The following is a 17,761-nucleotide window of genomic DNA, read 5'->3' on the forward strand; positions in this document are numbered from 1 at the left end:
AGCGCGGACTCGTCCGGCATCCGCGTGTCCGCCCCCGCTCAGCGGCCCTGGAGCGCCTTGACGTTGTCGCCGAAGGTCCAGTTCTTCGCACCGTCCCAGTTGACCGACCACGTCATCAGGCCCTTGAGCGACGTTCCGTAGTGCCTCCACGCCTGGGAGACCAGGGACGGGGACATGTAGCCGCCGCCCGCGCCGGACTGGGCGGGCAGGCCGGGCACCTGCTTGTCGTACGGCACCCTGATCGTCGTGCCCTGCACCACCAGGCCCTTGTTCAGGCAGTCGGTCTGGGCGGTGAAGCCCTGCACCGTGCCGGCCGCGTAGGAGTCGCCGGAGCAGCCGTACATGCTGCCGTTGTAGTACTGCATGTTCAGCCACCACAGGCGGCCGTTGTCCGCGTACTTCTTGATGACCGGCAGGTACGCGCCCCAGATGGAGCCGTAGGTGACGCTGCCGCCGGTGACGTACGCCGTCTCCGGGGCCATCGTCAGGCCGAAGCCCGCCGGCATCTGCCCGAGGATCCCGTCGATGATGCGGATCAGGTTGGCCTGGGACGTGGACAGTTGGCCGATGGTCCCGCTGCCCACCAGGCCCGTCTCGATGTCGATGTCGATGCCGTCGAAGTTGTACTTCTTCAGGATGGGCACGATCGTCGCGACGAAGCGGTCGGCCACGGTGGCGGAGCTGAGGTCGATACCGGCCGCCGCACCGCCGATGGACAGCAGGATCGTCTGGCCGGACGCCTTGGCCGCGCACATCTCGGCCGGCGTGGCCACCTTCACGCCGGCGTCCATGCCGTCCTCCCACAGGGCCGTGCCGTCGGAGCGGATCACCGGGAAGGCCGCGTTGATCACGTTGTAGCCGTGGGCGGGGATGCGGGAGTCGGTGATCGGGGTCCAGCCGAAGGGCGGGTGGACCCCGTTCGCGGCGCCGTCCCAGTTCTCCCAGTACCCCTGGAGCACCTTGCCCGCCGGCCTCGGCTTGACCGCGCAGGTGTCGGCGGCGGAGGCGGCGGGCGCGGTGGCGATCACCAGCGGGGCGAGAACGGCCGAGGTGAGCGCGGCGGTGAGGACGCGCAGGGTACGGCGGAGCATGGGGCCTCCCGGTGGGGGTCGGTGAGCGTGAGCCATGTCGCAGACATGACACTGCTCGTGGTCCAGACCTCTCGTCAATAGGTCTGGACCAAAAGCCCGCCGGGCTCAGCCCACCGTCCGTGGCAGCCGCAGGCTCAGCAGCCCCGTCAGCACGATCCCGCCCAACTGCACCAGCAACGTGCTGACCAGCGCGTCCCGCATGCCCAGATGCGGGACCAGGGTCAGGAACAGCGTGCCCAGCGTGGCCACCCCCAGCGCCAGCGCCGACTGCTGCGTGGTGACCATCACCCCGCTGCCGACCCCGGCCCGCGCGGGCGGCACCTCGGACATCACCAGCCGCATGATGTTGGGCAGTTGGAGCGCCTGCCCCGCACCGGCCACCGCCGCGCCCGGCAGCAGCGAGACGACGTCCAGCCGGGGCCAGTCCCGCCACGCGGCCAGCACGATCAGCAGCACGCCCACGCCCTGGAGCACGGATCCGGCCGTGACCACCCGGGTGCCGAAACGGGCGATCAGCCGGGGCCCGGCCAGGGAGACGAGCAGGAACGCCACGGCCATCGGCGCCAGCGCCAGCCCGGCCGGCACCGGCCCGAGCCCGGCACCCTGCTGCAACGCCAGCGCGATGATGAACATGAACCCGCTGAAGCCGATGGAGAACGGCACCATCAGCTCCAGACCGCGCCGCATGGACGGCACCCGGAACAGGCTCGGCGGCACCAGCGGGGTCCGCCCCGAGCGGTCCGCCCGCCGCTCCACCACCCAGAACGCGCCCGCCGCGAAGGGGAACGCGATCAGTGACAGCCAGGTCCACAGCGGCCAGCCGGCCGCCCTGCCCTCGGTGAGCGGCGCGAGCAGCGTCAGCAGGGACACCGCGAGCAGCACGGTGCCCGGCCCGTCCACGGGCTCGGGGTGCTGCGACCGGGTCTCCGGCACGAACCGGGCGGCGAGCACGAGACCCAGTACGACCACCGGCACATTGACGAGGAAGATGGCCCGCCACCCGGTCCCGGCGATGTCCGCGGCGACCAGCACCCCGCCGAGGATCTGCCCGGCGACCATGGACAGCCCGGCCGTGGCGCCGTAGAGGCTCATGGCCTTCGCCCGGCGCGCGCCGCTCGTGGCGGACTGGATGGTGGCGAGCACCTGCGGCAGCATCGCGGCGGCGGAGGCGCCCTGCGCGACCCGCGCCGCGACCAGGCTCCAGGCGCCGGGCGCGAGTCCGCAGGCCAGAGAGGTGAGCCCGAAGGCGGCCATCCCGGCGAGGAACAGCCGGCGCCGGCCGAACAGGTCCCCGAGCCGCCCGCCGAGCACGAGCAGCACGGCGTACGCGACCCCGTACCCGGCGACGACCAGCTCCAGCACGGCCTCGCCCGCGGCGAGATCGGCGCCGATGGTCGGCAGGGCGACGTTGACGATGAAGAAGTCGACCAGCGGCAGCGCCGCGGCCAGCAGGACGGTGAACAGCCCGGGCCCGGTGAGCGCGGGCGGCGCCGCCGTCGGCCGGACGGCGGGGGCGGTGACGGTTTCACTCATGCTCCCGAGCCTGGAGCACCCCTCAGGCTGGTACCAGAGTCTGCTCATCCTGGTAGCAGAACTACCCGGCACCACCCGGAGACCCGGCCGGATTCCCGGCCCGGCCCCCAGGTCATGCTGGTGGTCGGCGGCCCTTGTCCTGGTACTGGAAGCACCTGGAAACAGGTTGGCCGGACCGGCACCCTGGACGTATGACGACCTCGGTCCAGGAAACCCGGGCGCAGCCCGCCCGGGGAGCGGAGATCCGCCGGCACGAGCTGGCCGCGTTCCTGCGCAGCAGACGGGAGCGCATCACGCCGGAACAGGTGGGCCTGCCGCGCGGGACCCGCCGGCGCACCCCCGGGCTGCGCCGCGAGGAGGTCGCCCACCTCTCCGCGGTCGGCGTCACCTGGTACACCTGGCTCGAACAGGCCCGTGACATCCAGGTCTCCGTCCAGGTCCTCGACGCCCTCGCACGCGCCCTGCGCCTGGACGCCAGCGAACGCGCCCACCTCTTCCAGCTGGCCGGCGCGACGGACCCCACCCCGGCGGCGAACTGCCCGAGCGTCACCCCCGCCCTGCGCCAGATGCTGACCGGGCTGGAGCCGATCCCCGCCTGCATCCAGAACAGCCGGTACGACATCCTCGCCTACAACCGCACCTACGGCCGCCTCCTGGGCGACCTGGACGCGATTCCGCCCGAGGACCGCAACTGCATGCTCCTCGTCCACACCAACAAGGAGTGGCAGGCGGCGGTCGTCCACCTGGAGAAGACCCAGCGCCTGATGGCCGCCCGGCTGCGCGCCGCCCTGGCCGGCCATCTCGGCGAGCCGGCCTGGAAGATGCTCCTGAGGCGGCTGGACGAGTCACCCGCCTTCCGCGAGAACTGGCGGCGCTACGAGGTGGTCGACACCCGCTCCAAGTCCAAGGAGTTCCTCAACCCCTACGTGGGCCGCCTCAGCCTGGAGCACACGGACCTGTGGCTCGCCCCCGACGTGGGCGCCCGGATGGTGACGTACACGCCGAGGAACGAGGAGACCCGGCAGCGGCTGGAGAAGCTGTACGAGATCGCGTGCGGACGCTGACCCCCAGCGGGCGGCGCTGAGCCTCAGCGGGCGCTGCCCCCCAGCGGGTGCTGATCCTCAGCCCTCCACCCCGGTGGCGGTGTGGGCCGCGCCGACCGGCTTGGACTCGGGGGAGCCGCGCTGGCGCAGATAGACGGAGAGGATGGCCATCGAGGCGACGGCCAGCAGTTCGGACTGCCGGTTCTGCAGCGTGCGGTCCCAGAAGTCGGCACAGCCCAGGTACGCCCACCAGGAGACCGGCGCCTGGAGCTGGCGCAGGTGCTCCTCGTTGTAGGCGGCGACGCCGGTGATGGACTGGGCGAGCCAGGACCAGGCGAAGACGGCGGCCATCACGAGACCCAGCGAGCGGGCGTACATCCGCTGCCGCCAGCCCGTGGCGGCGGCCCAGCGCGGCGACTCCGGGCCGGCGTGCTCGCCGACCTTCTGGTCCCGGTCGCTCTCCACCCCGGCCTTGTGCAACTCCCACGGCCTGCCCGGCGAGGGTGAGCAGGAAGCCGGTGAAGAAGGCGAGCGTCAGGCTTGTTGTGCTTCAGGAAGCGGGTGTGGCGGTTCACCGTCGCATCAGCCCCACGGCGGTGAAGTAGCCGAGCCCGCTGCCCACGGTCAGCAGGACCAGGGTGAACAGGGCGCGCATGACCGGCTCAGCCCCCCTTCACCTTGCACTGGTACGGCTGCCCGGGCCGCGGCGCACAGCCCGCGGCGGTGACCAGTCAGCCGGCTGAGAAGGCGGACAGGAACAGGGTGTCGCGGTCCAGGACGACCTGTGCCTGCCGGCCGTGGACCCGGACGGCGGACTGCTCGACCTCCTGCCGGGCCCGCGGGGCGAGCGCCGGCGCGGTCAGTCCCGTACGCCTCCAGCACGGCAAGGAAACCTCCACGGGATCGGCGAAGCCGCTGCCGCACATCGTGGAACGGCACCCCCACCACCCCCGGCAGCCGCGCCGCACCCGGCACGGACAACCGGGCGTTCGGGCTAGCCGGCCAGGGGGGCGGGTGCGGGGGGCTCAGCCGGGCGGCCGAGGCCGGTGCAGGGTCCGAGCGGCGCCCCGTCGGGCCCTCGGTGTCACGCCCGTTCCGCTGTGCCCACGACCTGGCGTACCTCCGGTGACCGCAGGCTCTCGGCTGTGCGTTCGGCGGTGCGGCGGGCCCAGTGGCCGCTGGTCAGGAGGCCCAAGGTCAGGACGGCCAGGCCGCAGGCGGTGAGGATCCACCAGCCGGGGCGGGCCGCCGGGACGAACACCTGCCGGTACGGGGACGAGCCGATGCCGGAGGCCAGGACGGCGCCGACGACCGCGACACCGAGCGTCTGGCCCAGCTGCCGGCTGGTGGAGGCGACGGCGGCGGCGACACCGGCCTGGGTGCGCGGCATGCCGGAGACGGCCGTGTTGGTGATCGGCGCGTTCACGAAGCCGAAGCCGATGCCGAAGAGGACGTAGCCGAGGAAGAGGGTGGTGTCGGAGGTCTCCGCCTCGAACGCGGCGAACAGGACACCGCTCGCGGTCATCGCCGTGCCCGCCACCAGAAGCGGCAGCCGTGGGCCGCGGCTGCCGACCAGGCGGCCGGACAGCGGGGCGCACAGGAACGTCGGCAGGGCCATCGGGAGCATCCACAGGCCCGCGTGCAGGGCGTCCAGGCCGCGCACGTTCTGCAGGTACAGGGTGGACAGGAACAGGAAGCCGCCGAGGGCCGCGAACGCGCTGATCGCGATCACCGTGGCACCGCTGAACGGGGCCGAGCGGAAGAAGCGCAGGTCGATGAGGGGTTCGTCGCGGCGGGGCTCGTACCACAGGAGGGCCAGCAGCGCGGCCACGGCGAGCACGGCGAACGGCGTCACCGGGCCGGCGCCCGACTCCGGTGCCTCGATGATCGCGTACGTCAGCGATCCGAACAGCGCGATCACCAGCAGCTGTCCGACCGGGTCGGGGCGGCGGGCCTTGGGCGCGCGCGACTCGGGGACGAAGCGGAGGGTGAGCAGCAGGGCCGCGAGGCCGACCGGCAGGTTGACCCAGAAGATGGAGCGCCAGCTCACCGACTGCACCAGCAGTCCGCCGACCAGCGGACCCGCCGCCATGGAGATACCGACCACCGCGCCCCACACACCGATCGCGCGGGCGCGTTCCCGGGGGTCGGTGAAGGTGTTGGTGATGATCGACATGGCGACCGGGTTGAGCATCGAGCCGCCCACCGCCTGGAGCATGCGGAAGACGATCAGCAGTTCCAGGTTCGGGGCGACGGAGCAGAGCGCGGAGCCGATGGTGAACACGACCAGGCCCGCCATGAAGACGCGTTTGCGGCCGATCCGGTCGGCCGTGGAGCCCGCCAGCATCAGCAGCGAGGCCAGGACCAGCGTGTAGGCGTCGATCGTCCACTGCAGGCCGGAGGTGGTGGCGTGCAGGTCACGCTGCATGGAGGGGAGGGCCACGTTCAGGGCGGTGTTGTCGAGACTCACGATCAGCAGGCTCATGCAGCAGATCAGGAGCACGAGCAGGCGTCGGCGAGGGCTCAGCTCTGGCATGCGTTCCATCGTACGCCGAACTCAATAGTGCGTCTAACTAATGAGTCATACATGGTCCCTGGGTGCCGGCGGGCGGCGCCGGCGGACGAGCCGCCCGGCGGGTGAGGGACAATGGGTGCTTGCCCAGTGTTCCCGTGTCCGCCCTGTGCCGTAGATCCGCCCCGGAGTCCTGACGATGACCCACCCGCTCTCCATCGGCCCGCACGCCGTGACACCGCCCGTCGTGCTCGCACCCATGGCGGGGATCACCAATGCCCCCTTCCGCACCCTGTGCAGGGAGTTCAGCGGCGGCAAGGGGCTGTTCGTGAGCGAGATGATCACCACCCGGGCGCTGGTCGAGCGCAACGAGAAGACCATGCAGCTGATCAGGTTCGACCCGAGCGAGCAGCCGCGCTCCATCCAGCTGTACGGCGTCGACCCCGCGACCGTCGGCAAGGCCGTCCGCATGATCGCGGAGGAGGGCCTGGCCGACCACATCGACCTGAACTTCGGCTGCCCCGTGCCGAAGGTCACGCGCAAGGGCGGCGGGTCCGCGCTGCCGTACAAGCGGAACCTGCTGCGGGCGATCCTGCGCGAGGCGGTCAGCGGGGCCGGTGACCTGCCGGTGACCATGAAGATGCGCAAGGGCATCGACGACGACCACATCACCTACCTCGACGCCGGCCGCATCGCCGTCGAGGAGGGCGTCACGGCCATCGCCCTGCACGGCCGCACCGCCGCCCAGCACTACGGCGGCACCGCCGACTGGGACGCCATCGCGCGGCTGAAGGAGCACGTGCCGGAGATCCCCGTGCTCGGCAACGGAGACATCTGGTCGGCCGAGGACGCGCTGCGGATGGTGCGGGAGACCGGGTGCGACGGGGTGGTCGTGGGGCGCGGGTGCCTGGGGCGGCCCTGGTTGTTCGCTGACCTGGTCGCCGCGTTCGAGGGGCGGGACGACTTCCTGCGGCCCACGTTGCGGGAGGTCGCCGACGTCATGGTGCGGCACGCGACCCTGCTCGGGGAGTGGCTCGGTGACGAGTCCAAGGGCGTGGTCGACTTCCGCAAGCACGTCGCCTGGTACCTGAAGGGGTTCGCGGTCGGATCCGAGATGCGCAAGCGGCTCGCGATCACGTCGTCCCTCCAGGAGCTGCGGGCGGGGCTGGACGAGCTGGACCTGGACCAGGCGTGGCCGGTCGGGGCGGAGGGGCCGCGGGGGCGGACGTCCGGGAACAACCGGGTGGTGTTGCCGGACGGGTGGTTGAAGGATCCGTACGACTGTTCCGGGATCACCGAGGAAGCGGAACTCGACACGTCGGGTGGCTGACCGTCCCCGGGGCTGCGCCCCGGACCCCGCCAGGGACTCCGCCCCGGACCCCGGCCTCGCCCACCCACCACCCGACTCGGTCGGCCGGAAGGCGCCGCGCCCCGCTCGGTCGGCCGCGGTGCCGTGTCCCACGGGAGGTGTCAGTTCCTCTTCGGGTGGGGCGTCGAACCGTACGCCGTCAGGAAGCGGTCGCGGAAGGCGCTCATCTTCCATACCGGGGCGTCGTGCGCGGGGCGGAGCCCGTCCGTCCAGTTCCAGTCGGCGATCTTGTCCAGCATCCTGGGATCCTTGGCGACGATCGACACCGGCACGTCACGGCTGGCGTGGTTGCCGCTGACCCGGGCGATCGGCTGGTGGTCGCCCAGGAAGACCAGCACCGTGTCCTTGGTGCCGTACCGCTCCAGCCACTCGGTCAGCGCGGTCACCGAGTACTGGACCGACTTGCCGTACTCCTCGCGGGACTTGGTGGTGTCGGCGATGACGTCGGCCGGCTTGTTCCCCGCCGCCTGGATGCCCTTGAAGACCGAGCCGTCACCGAGCTGGTCCCAGCCCACCATCTTCGGGATGGGGGCCCAGGGCTGGTGGCTGGACGTCAGGATGAGCAGGGACATCCGTGCCTTGCCGGCGGCCGGCCGCTTGCTGTGCACCCGCTCCTGGTACTGCTGGAGGGCGTACTGGTCGGGCATGGTGGACCAGCTGAACTTCGGTCCCTGGTAGCCGAGTTGGAAGGCGTTGTAGACCTTGTCCAGGCCGTACCACTTCTGCTCCGGCCAGCCCTTCTGCACACCCGGCATGACCCCCACCGTGTCGAACGCGCCGGTCTTCTGGAACGCCTCCGTCAGGCTGAGGTGGTCGCTGGCCATCACCGTGCGGTAGCGCTGCTGATTGCTGATCCACAGGCCCGACATGGTGGTGGAGTGGCCCAGCCAGCTGCTGCCGCCGTAGGTCGCCGAGGTCAGCCAGCCGCTCTTGGCGTGGAAGCCGGCCTTGGCCAGGGCCTTGGTGCGGACGTCGAGCGTCCGGTCCACGCCGGGCGCCATGACCGGGTCCTCGATCGCGCTGCGGCCGTAGCTCTCGATGAAGGTGAAGATCACGTCCTTGCCGCGCAGGTCGGGCACCAGCTGACTGCCCGGTGTGTTCCCGAACGCGTCGACCCGGGCCACCTTCCGGAACTCCGCCTCGTCCTTCAGCGTGTCCGACACCCTGCGGGCCTGGGCCTTCAGCGCGGTCGCGGTGCGGTCCGAGGCGATCGGCACGCCCGCCACCTGGAGCCCGAGCGAGGAACAGGTGATCCAGACGACCCCGGCGACCAGGGTGCCGCGGGTCGCGGTGCCGGGGTGCCGGGCGAGGAGGTTGCTCAGCCGGACCATGGCCAGCGCCGGCAGCACGAGGAGCAGCAGGACGACCGCGACCAGTCCGGCCACGGCAGCGAGGGTGGCCGTCCGCCCCAGGGAGTCCTCCAGATAAGACTCCGCGTCCCCGAACAGACCCCAGTCCAGTACGACGTTGAAGCTGCGGCCGAGGTACTGGTTGAACCCCATGTCCAGCGCGTTGAGCACGGTCATGGCCCCGAGCAGCACCCCGGACACCGCCGCCAGCACCACCCGGGGCCGCCGGGGCAGCGCGAGCAGCACGGCCGCCCCGATGACGGCCTCGCCGGGTATGCGGAAGAACTTCGCGGGCCCCAGCCGGACGACCGTGTTCGGCATCACCAGCGCGGCGACGACCAGCGCGGCGGCGAGCACGGTGACGGTCACGGACAGGGCCCGTGCGACCTCCGGGTGTCCCTCCCGCCAGCGCCCGCGCCACGCCGACCATGCGGCCCAGGGGCGGCGGAACGTGCGTACGGCGGGTTCGGTGACCTCTTCGGCCACGCCCTCGGCAGAGGCATCGGCAGAGGCAGACTGGAGCGCGCTCATGCCTTCGGGTACGGCCCACGGGAAAGCACCGTTCACGGAGGCCGGGCAAACACCTGGTCAACACGGCCGACGGCACGTCAGCGCCCTGAAGTGGCGCGGGGAACTGCGCGAACCACCCCCACGAACCCGCACCCGCCCCACAAGCGCCCCCCCCGCCCCCTCAGGCGCCCCCAACCGCCGTCAGCAAAGCGAGCGGCGCGGCGGCGGACCGGGCCCCCCGCCCGCACGCGTGCGGATACGGCACCGGCGCACCGTGCGCAGTACGCCCGTACCCCGCCAATACCTCCGGCAGCCGGTGCCCGCCCACCGTCGCCGCGTCGATCAGCGCATGCGCGACCGTACGGGCCTCGTCGTGCAGCCCGTACCGCGCCAGACCCAGGGCGATCAGCGCGTTGTCATGGGGCCAGACGGACCCCCGGTGGTAGGACAGCGGGTGGTACGCGGCCTGGCCGGAGGCCACCGTGCGGACACCCCAGCCCGAGAAGAAGTCCGGCTCCAGCAGCCGCCGGCCCACCACCTCGCCGTACTCCTTGTCCAGCAGCCCCGACCACAGCAGATGCCCGGCGTCGGACGCCAGCGCGTCGATCTGCCGGCCCTGTCCGTCCAGCGCCAGCGCCGGGAAGCACTGCTCCCGCATCCAGAAGTCCCGCTGGAAGCGGTCGCGGAGGTCGGCCGCCGCCTGTTCCAGCAGCGCGGCGTACGTCTCGTCGCCCCACACCGTGCGCGCCACCCCGGCCGTGCGGCGCAGCGCGTCGTAGGCGTAACCCTGGGCGCCCGCCGCCATCACCGCGCCGGTGGGCCGGGTGCCGTCGGCGCAGCAGATCGCGCCGGGGGAGTCCTTCCAGTTCTGGTTGGCGAGGCCGCCCTCGTCGGCGCGGTAGACGAGGTAGCCGCGCGAGGTCAGGCCGCCGTGGTCGAGCATCCAGCCGACGGCGGCCCGGGCGTGCGGCTCCAGGCGCCGGGCCGGCTCCGTGTCCCCGGTCCGCTCGACGTACGCGCCGAGCAGGATCAGGAACAGCGGGGTGGCGTCGACCGAGCCGTAGTAGCGGCCGAACGGCACCTGTCCGAAGTGGGCCAGCTCGCCGTGGCGTACCTCGTGCACGATCTTGCCGGGCTGGGCGACCGGGGACCGGCCGGTTCCGGTGGCCTGGGCGGCGGCCAGGGCGAGGAGCGTGGCGGCGGCCGACCGGGGGTGGTACGGCAGGACGAACAGGGAGGTGAGGAGCGCGTCGCGGCCGAGCAGGGTGAGGAACCAGGGGGCACCGGCCGCCGGTACGCGCAGGTCCTCGCCGTCCGGTCCGGTGGCCGGGACCTGGAGCGCCGCCAGGTCGGCGAGGCCCCGGGCGCAGGCGGCGGCCAGCTCCGGCCAGCCGGTCGGGAAGGCCACGCCCTCCATGAACCGGGCCTCCTCCGCGAGGAGCTGTTCCTGCACGGCGGCGGGGTCGCGGGGTACGCGCAGGGCGCGCTTCTCGCCGTGCGGGCGGGCGATCACCCGCAGCAGCAGCTCGGTCGTGCCGTGGGGGGCGAGGTCGAGGGTCCACACCAGGCGGCGGGCACCGGTGCCCGTCTCCTCCACGGCGTCGGGGGCCGGGTCGGCCGTGATCGTCGTACAGGACCGCCACTCGGCGCGCCGGTAGGTGAACTCGATGCCGTCGGGGAGGACCTCGCGGGAGCGCAGGGCACCGGCCTTGGCGTAGGTGCGGTGGTCGGAGCGGAGTTCGAACTGGTCGGTGAAGTCGGCGTCGACGGTGAGCGCGAGCCGGGCAGTGGTGGGCACCGGACGGTTGCTGGTGACCTTGACGGACTCCACGAACGAGCTGTCCCCGACGGCCTGTTCACGGAAGAGGGTGTATGCCGGGGGTTCCTGGCGGCCGCCGCGCGGAACCAGCACACAGCGGGTCTCGTCCCCGTCCGTGACCGGCGTGAGCACCTCGGGCACCGCGCCGTCGAGAGTGAGCTGCCAGCGGCTGAGGTGCCGGGCGTCCCGGACGAACAACCCGTCCGGGGAGCTGCCGCCCCGCACCCCGCTGATGTCGCCACGGTCGCCCACGGCGGCGAAGGTGGCGCCGTGCACGAGCAGATGATGCCGGTCCGTCATCCCCGGTCCCCTCCTCTGTCACTCCTGTCGAACGTTCCGGTGTGCGTGGGGGGTACGACTCTTTGTGCGCTCTTGTCCAGATGTTGACGCTCGTGTCGCGCGGCCGGCCGGTGGCACAGGTCGAGCGCGAGGGCCGCCGTCCAGCCGAAGCCGGGGGCCCCGCAGGGCGCGCCGGTGTACGGGTCGACGTACTCCGCGAAGTCGGTGGCGCCGGCGAGGTCCAGCACCGCCTGGCGCAGGGCCCCGGCCGCCGCCGTCTCGCCGTGCGCGCGCAGCCCGCGCTCCAGCAGCCAGCTCGTGTTGAACCAGGCGGGTCCGCGCCAGTAGCGGTGCGGGTCGAAGGCCTCTCCGAGGAGGTCGTAACTGGGCACGAGCCGGGTGCGGTCACCGACCGAGAAGTGCGGCCCGCGCAGAGTGCGGACGAGGGTGACGGCGATGTCGCGGGGGAGCCCGGGCAGGATCAACGGCACCAGACCGGAGACGGCGCGCTCGGGGAGGAGGCGGGAACCGGGGGCACGCGGCCCGGCACCGGCATCGGAACGGGGGGTGCCGTGCTCGCGGACGGGGCTGGGCTCGCGGGTGCCGTGCTCGGGGGCGGGCCCGGCACCGGAGGGTCCCCGCCGGGCATCGGAGGCACCGTGCCCGGCATCGAAGGCACCCCGCCCGGAGACGGCGTCCTCGTCCCGCAGGTCGCGGCACAGGAACATCCCCGCCTCCGCGTCCCACAGCCGCTCCACCAGGGTCGCCGTCAGCCGCTGGGCGCGGGCCCGTCGGGCGGATCCGGTCGCGCCCAGTTCCTCGGCGATCCGGGCGAGCGCGAGCTCGGAGGCGATGAGGAGGGCGTTGAACGCCGGGTCCTCCACGGCGAACTTCCCGCCCCCGTCGGCGTACCCGGCGTCCCGGTAGTCCGCGGCCAGCCGCACGTACCGCCCGTAGTCCAGATCCGTCGGCCGGTCCTCGGCCGCGCCGTGGTCGAGGTCGGCGCGGCGGAAGGAGCGGGCCGGGGCCGGGGTGATCCGGGCCAGCGGGGCGTCCCAGCAGGGGCTGTTGTCCATCCCCTGCTCCCAGGGGTGGACCACGGACACCAGCCCGGCGCCGCCCAGGTCCCGGCGGTGCAGCAGATACCGGTGCCAGGCGGCCAGCCGTGGGTGGAGGCGGGCCAGGAAGCCGCGGGCCCTGGACAGCTCCGGGTCGGCGCGGTGCACCAGCCAGGCCGCCAGCGCGTGCACCGGTGGCTGCACGATGCCGGAGGTCTGTAACGTGCGCGGGGCGCCCGCCGTGCGCCCGGCGGTGGAGGAGCGCCAGAAGTCGGGGCTCGGGAAGTACGCGTCGAGCGGTACGGAGGGGTTGAAGACGATGTGCGGGACGCGACCGTCGGCCCACTGGGCGGCGAAGAGCGTCTCCAGCTCCGTCTGGGCCCGCAGCGGCGAGACGTGCCGCAGCCCGATGGCGATGAACGCGGAGTCCCAGGACCACTGGTGCGGATACAGGTCGCGGGAGGGCACCGTCGACGCGCCGGTCCAGTTCGCCTCCAGCACCCGGGCGGCCCTCGTGCGCAGGGACGTCGTCGTGGCCGGGGTGGTGGCCGTGGCCGGTGGATCGTATGCCGTCTCGTACGGGGTGGAACGGGCAGTGAGCTGGGCGGTGCGATCCACTCGGGGCTCCCCGAAGACGTCCGGCCGACGCGGTTCCGCCCCGGCCACCGTAGGGTTACGTCTATTTAACACGCAAAACTCAATATGTAATGCAAACTGGAGAAACACAAGGGGGTGCGCATGACCGGGCGTCCGGGAAGGACCGGCAAGAGCGGAAGCCAGGCGGGTGCCGGCGATCTGCTCGAACTCGTGCGCAGCGGACGGGCCGTGACGCGCGGCGCGCTCCAGCAGGCGACCGGACTGTCCCGGGCCACCGTCGGCCAGCGCCTGGACCGGCTGTTCCGGGCGGGCTGGCTGCGTGAGGGCGCCGGCGGCCGGGTCGACTCGCCGCTCGGCGGACGCCCCTCCATCACCCTGGAGTTCGACGACTCCCACGCGGTGGTCCTCGCCGCCGACCTGGACACCCGGCACGCCCGCGCGGCCGTCCTCACCCTGACCGGCGAGATCCTCGCCGAGCAGGCCGGCGCGCTGATGGTCGAGGACGGCCCCGACGCCGTCCTGGGCGAGCTCGGCCACTGGTTCGCCGACCTGCTGACCAAGGCGGGGCACCACGCCGGGGAGGTGTGCGGGATCGGGCTGGCGGTGCCGGGCCCGGTGGACAGCGAGACCGGCCGGGTGGTCCAGCCGCCGATCATGCCGGGCTGGGACGGCTACGACATACGTGGGCGCCTCTCCCGCGCCCTCACCGACCACTCCGGGGCCCCGGCGGTCCCCGTCCTGGTCGACAACGACGCCAACCTCATGGCGTACGGCGAACAGCGCACCGGACACCCCGACTGCAGGGCCTTCGTCCTGGTCAAGGTCTCCACGGGCATCGGGGCCGGGGTGGTCGTGGACGGCTCGGTCTACCGGGGCGTCGACGGCGGCGCGGGCGACATCGGGCACATCCGGGTCGGCGCCGACGCGCTGTGCCGGTGCGGCTCGTACGGCTGTCTCGCGGCGGTCGCGAGCGGCGGTGCCGTGGCCCGCCGGCTGGCCGCGTCCGGGGTGCCGGCCGCCTCCGGTTCGGACGTGCGGGAGCTGCTGGCCGCCGGGCACCCCGAGGCCGCCGCGCTGGCCCGGGAGGCCGGGCGGCAGGTCGGGGACGTGCTGGCGACGGTCGTGACCCTGCTCAACCCGGGCGTGTTGATGATCGCGGGCGACCTGGCCGGAACGCCCTTCCTGACCGGCGTGCGCGAGCTGCTCTACCAGCGGGCGCTGCCCCGCTCCACGGCCCACCTGGACGTCGTCACCTCGCGGCTCGGCGACCGGGCCGGGCTGATCGGCGCCGGCGCGCTGGTGGTGGAGCACCTGTACGCGCCGGACCGGGCGGAGCAGCGGCTGTCGGAGATGGGTGTGTGACGGCGGTGTTTCCGCCGCGGACGGGCGTCCGCCGAGCGGTCCGCATGGTGAAACGGAGCGGTCTGTGGCAGCGTGATTCTCGCCACCCTTGATAAGGGTTGCGCTCAGATGAGCGGATCAAGCACGGCTGCACTTCCTCAAGGGGTGGCACTCGGTGCCACCCCTTGATCGTTCATCGATCGAAATCAGCCGTGCCGAGACCCGCTCATGTGAGCAGAAAACCGCACCTGTGGGCGCTGCTGTCTTCAAGAAGTGAAAACATACGGCTGGCTTCGCTTGCCAAGCCTTGACTTTCGATCCGCTGGCGGACGAGTGGTTACAGGCGCATGACGCGCAAGTGGACGTACCCAGGCACCTTCGATCTGGGTATGTTCCTCGCCATCAGGGCAGCCACCGTGGCCTCAAGGAGTCGAGACCCGTGTCGGAAAACAAAGAACCCCAGGCAGCGAAGTTCGTTTACGACTTCACCGAGGGCAACAAGGACCTGAAGGACCTGCTCGGCGGCAAGGGTGCCAATCTCGCCGAGATGACCAACCTGGGTCTCCCGGTCCCTCCCGGCTTCACGATCACCACGGAGGCCTGCAAGGTCTACCTGGAGAGCGGCGAGGAGCCCGCGGCACTCCGTGACGAGGTGAGTGCGCACCTCGACGCCCTCGAAGCCAAGATGGGCAAGAAGCTCGGCCAGGCCGACGACCCGCTGCTGGTCTCCGTCCGCTCCGGCGCCAAGTTCTCCATGCCCGGCATGATGGACACGGTCCTGAACATCGGTCTGTCGGACAAGTCGGTCCAGGGTCTGGCGGCCCAGGCCGGCGACGAGCGGTTCGCCTGGGACTCCTACCGCCGCCTCATCCAGATGTTCGGCAAGACCGTCCTCGGCGTCGACGGCGACCTCTTCGAGGAGGCCCTGGACAAGGCGAAGGCGGCCAAGAAGGTCGCGGTCGACACCGACCTGGAGGCCGCGGACCTGAAGAAGCTGGTCACCACCTTCAAGAAGATCGTCAAGAAGGAGGCCGGCCGGGACTTCCCGCAGGACCCGCGCGAGCAGATGGACCTCGCCATCAAGGCGGTCTTCGACTCCTGGAACGGCGACCGCGCCAAGCTGTACCGCCGCCAGGAGCGCATCCCGCACGACCTGGGCACGGCCGTCAACGTCTGCTCCATGGTCTTCGGCAACCTGGGCCCCGACTCCGGCACCGGCGTCGCCTTCACCCGCGACCCCGCCTCCGGCCACCAGGGTGTCTACGGCGACTACCTGCAGAACGCCCAGGGCGAGGACGTGGTCGCGGGCATCCGCAACACCGTGCCGCTCGCCGAGCTGGAGCAGATCGACAAGAAGTCGTACGACCAGCTCATGCAGATCATGGAGACCCTGGAGAACCACTACAAGGATCTCTGCGACATCGAGTTCACCATCGAGCGCGGCCAGCTCTGGATGCTCCAGACGCGCGTCGGCAAGCGCACGGCGGGCGCGGCCTTCCGCATCGCCACCCAGCTCGTGGACCAGGGCCTCATCGACGAGACGGAGGCGCTCCAGCGCGTCACCGGCGCCCAGCTCGCCCAGCTGATGTTCCCGCGCTTCGACGAGCAGGCGAAGGTCGAGCAGGTCGCACGCGGCATCGCGGCCTCGCCGGGCGCGGCGGTCGGCAAGGCGGTCTTCGACTCGTACACGGCGGTGAAGTGGTCCCGCTCCGGCGAGAAGGTGATCCTGGTCCGCAGGGAGACCAACCCGGACGACCTGGACGGCATGATCGCGGCCGAGGGCATCCTCACCTCCCGCGGCGGCAAGACCTCCCACGCGGCCGTGGTCGCCCGCGGCATGGGCAAGACCTGCGTCTGCGGCGCGGAGGAGCTGGAGGTCGACACCAAGCGCCGCCGTATGACGGTCCCCGGCGGACACGTCGTGGAGGAGGGCGACCTGATCTCCATCGACGGCTCGACCGGCAAGGTCTACCTGGGCGAGGTCCCGGTCGTCCCCTCGCCCGTCGTGGAGTACTTCGAGGGCCGCATGCACCCGGGCGCCGACGACGCCGACGAGCTGGTCGAGGCGGTCCACCGCATGATGGCCTTCGCCGACCGCAAGCGCCGCCTGCGGGTGCGCGCCAACGCGGACAACGCCGAGGACGCGCTGCGCGCGCGTCGCTTCGGCGCCCAGGGCATCGGCCTGTGCCGCACGGAGCACATGTTCCTCGGCGACCGCCGTGAGCTGGTCGAACGCCTCATCCTGGCCGACACGGAGGAGGAGCGCGAGGCGTCCCTGAAGGCCCTGCTGCCCCTGCAGAAGAAGGACTTCGTCGAACTCTTCGAGGCGATGGACGGCCTTCCGGTGACGATCCGTCTCCTGGACCCGCCGCTGCACGAGTTCCTCCCGGACATCACGGAACTCTCCGTCCGCGTGGCCCTGGCGGAGTCCCGCCAGGAACCGCACGAGAACGAGCTGCGCCTGCTCCAGGCCGTGCACCGGCTGCACGAGCAGAACCCGATGCTGGGCCTGCGCGGCGTACGCCTGGGCCTGGTCATCCCCGGCCTGTTCACCATGCAGGTCCGCGCCATCGCGGAAGCGGCGGCCGAGCGCAAGACGGCCAAGGGCGACCCCCGCGCGGAGATCATGATCCCGCTCGTCGGTACGGTCCAGGAGCTGGAGATCGTCCGCGAGGAGGCGGACCAGGTCGTCGCCGAGGTCGAGGCGGCGACGGGTACGAAGCTGAAGCTGGCGATCGGCACGATGATCGAGCTGCCGCGCGCCGCCCTCACGGCGGGCCAGATCGCGGAGGCCGCGGAGTTCTTCTCCTTCGGCACGAACGACCTGACGCAGACGGTGTGGGGCTTCAGCCGGGACGACGTGGAGGCCTCGTTCTTCACGGCGTACCTGGAGAAGGGCATCTTCGGCGTCAGCCCGTTCGAGACGATCGACAAGGACGGCGTCGGCTCGCTGGTGAAGGCGGCGGCCGAAGCGGGCCGTCGCACCCGCCCCGACCTCAAGCTCGGCGTCTGCGGCGAGCACGGCGGTGACCCGGAGTCGGTCCACTTCTTCCACGAGGCCGGCCTGGACTACGTCTCCTGCTCCCCGTTCCGCATCCCGGTCGCCCGCCTGGAGGCGGGCCGCGCGGCCACCCAGTCGGCGGGCAGCGACCACCGCTGACCCACCCGGTCCCCGGAGCCGCCGACGGTCCCCGACCCTCACCGATCGCCGGCGGCTCCGGCGCACGAAAGAGGAGGGGCGACATCCCGGTGCGGGGGGT

General features: G+C 72.1%; 11 protein-coding genes and 1 pseudogene. 4 read left to right on the top strand and 8 right to left on the bottom strand.

The window, feature by feature from the left end:
- Nucleotides 1–38: 38 nt before the first annotated feature.
- Nucleotides 39–1,091 (bottom strand): chitinase, encoded by a 1,053-nt coding sequence (locus C3492_RS06785; protein ID WP_103810825.1) that lies wholly within the window; start codon nt 1,089–1,091, stop codon nt 39–41.
- A 105-nt stretch (nt 1,092–1,196) separates the two neighbouring features.
- Nucleotides 1,197–2,624, bottom strand: coding sequence for an MFS transporter (locus tag C3492_RS06790; RefSeq protein ID WP_103810826.1), 1,428 nt, complete (start codon nt 2,622–2,624; stop codon nt 1,197–1,199).
- 191 nt (nt 2,625–2,815) lie between these two features.
- Here C3492_RS06790 and C3492_RS06795 point away from each other — a divergent pair, with 191 nt between their 5' ends.
- A complete protein-coding gene (locus C3492_RS06795; protein ID WP_103810827.1) occupies nt 2,816–3,688 on the top strand; it encodes a helix-turn-helix transcriptional regulator in 873 nt (290 codons plus the stop codon).
- 57 nt (nt 3,689–3,745) lie between these two features.
- On the opposite strand, the pseudogene C3492_RS06800 reads toward C3492_RS06795, so the two are convergent.
- From C3492_RS06800 to C3492_RS06810, 3 genes and pseudogenes are all read right to left on the bottom strand, one after another.
- A pseudogene (locus tag C3492_RS06800) lies at nt 3,746–4,150 on the bottom strand (DUF6766 family protein); the annotation flags it as partial.
- A 248-nt stretch (nt 4,151–4,398) separates the two neighbouring features.
- Nucleotides 4,399–4,554, bottom strand: a complete 156-nt coding sequence (locus C3492_RS44485; protein WP_181140231.1) for a hypothetical protein — start codon at nt 4,552–4,554, stop codon at nt 4,399–4,401.
- A gap of 197 nt (nt 4,555–4,751) precedes the next feature.
- Nucleotides 4,752–6,203 carry an MFS transporter gene (locus C3492_RS06810; protein WP_103811035.1) on the bottom strand — a complete coding sequence of 484 codons (1,452 nt, stop codon included), beginning with the start codon at nt 6,201–6,203 and terminating at the stop codon, nt 4,752–4,754.
- Nucleotides 6,204–6,378: 175 nt separating this feature from the next.
- Between C3492_RS06810 and dusB the strand changes: the two genes are divergently transcribed.
- Entirely contained in the window at nt 6,379–7,509 is a 1,131-nt protein-coding gene (dusB, locus tag C3492_RS06815; protein ID WP_103810829.1) for a tRNA dihydrouridine synthase DusB, read from the top strand.
- A 140-nt stretch (nt 7,510–7,649) separates the two neighbouring features.
- Here the strand turns inward: dusB and C3492_RS06820 are convergent, their stop codons facing one another.
- From C3492_RS06820 to C3492_RS06835, 3 genes are all read right to left on the bottom strand, one after another.
- Nucleotides 7,650–9,266, bottom strand: coding sequence for a CDP-alcohol phosphatidyltransferase (locus C3492_RS06820; RefSeq protein WP_103811036.1), 1,617 nt, complete (start codon nt 9,264–9,266; stop codon nt 7,650–7,652).
- 322 nt (nt 9,267–9,588) lie between these two features.
- Complete coding sequence (locus C3492_RS06830; protein WP_103810830.1) at nt 9,589–11,526, bottom strand: glycogen debranching N-terminal domain-containing protein; 1,938 nt, start codon at nt 11,524–11,526, stop codon at nt 9,589–9,591.
- Entirely contained in the window at nt 11,523–13,181 is a 1,659-nt protein-coding gene (locus C3492_RS06835) for a hypothetical protein (protein WP_103810831.1), read from the bottom strand. The genes C3492_RS06830 and C3492_RS06835 overlap by 4 nt, the downstream gene beginning before the upstream one ends.
- A gap of 120 nt (nt 13,182–13,301) precedes the next feature.
- Here C3492_RS06835 and C3492_RS06840 point away from each other — a divergent pair, with 120 nt between their 5' ends.
- Together C3492_RS06840 and ppdK are read left to right on the top strand one after the other, a co-directional pair.
- Entirely contained in the window at nt 13,302–14,522 is a 1,221-nt protein-coding gene (locus C3492_RS06840; protein WP_181140232.1) for an ROK family transcriptional regulator, read from the top strand.
- A gap of 418 nt (nt 14,523–14,940) precedes the next feature.
- The gene (ppdK, locus tag C3492_RS06845) at nt 14,941–17,661 is read left to right on the top strand and encodes a pyruvate, phosphate dikinase (RefSeq protein WP_103810833.1); all 2,721 of its coding nucleotides are present in this window, start codon (nt 14,941–14,943) and stop codon (nt 17,659–17,661) included.
- Nucleotides 17,662–17,761 lie beyond the last annotated feature (100 nt).

The organism is Streptomyces sp. Ru62 (assembly GCF_002920615.1).
Classification (GTDB): Bacteria; Actinomycetota; Actinomycetes; order Streptomycetales; family Streptomycetaceae; genus Streptomyces.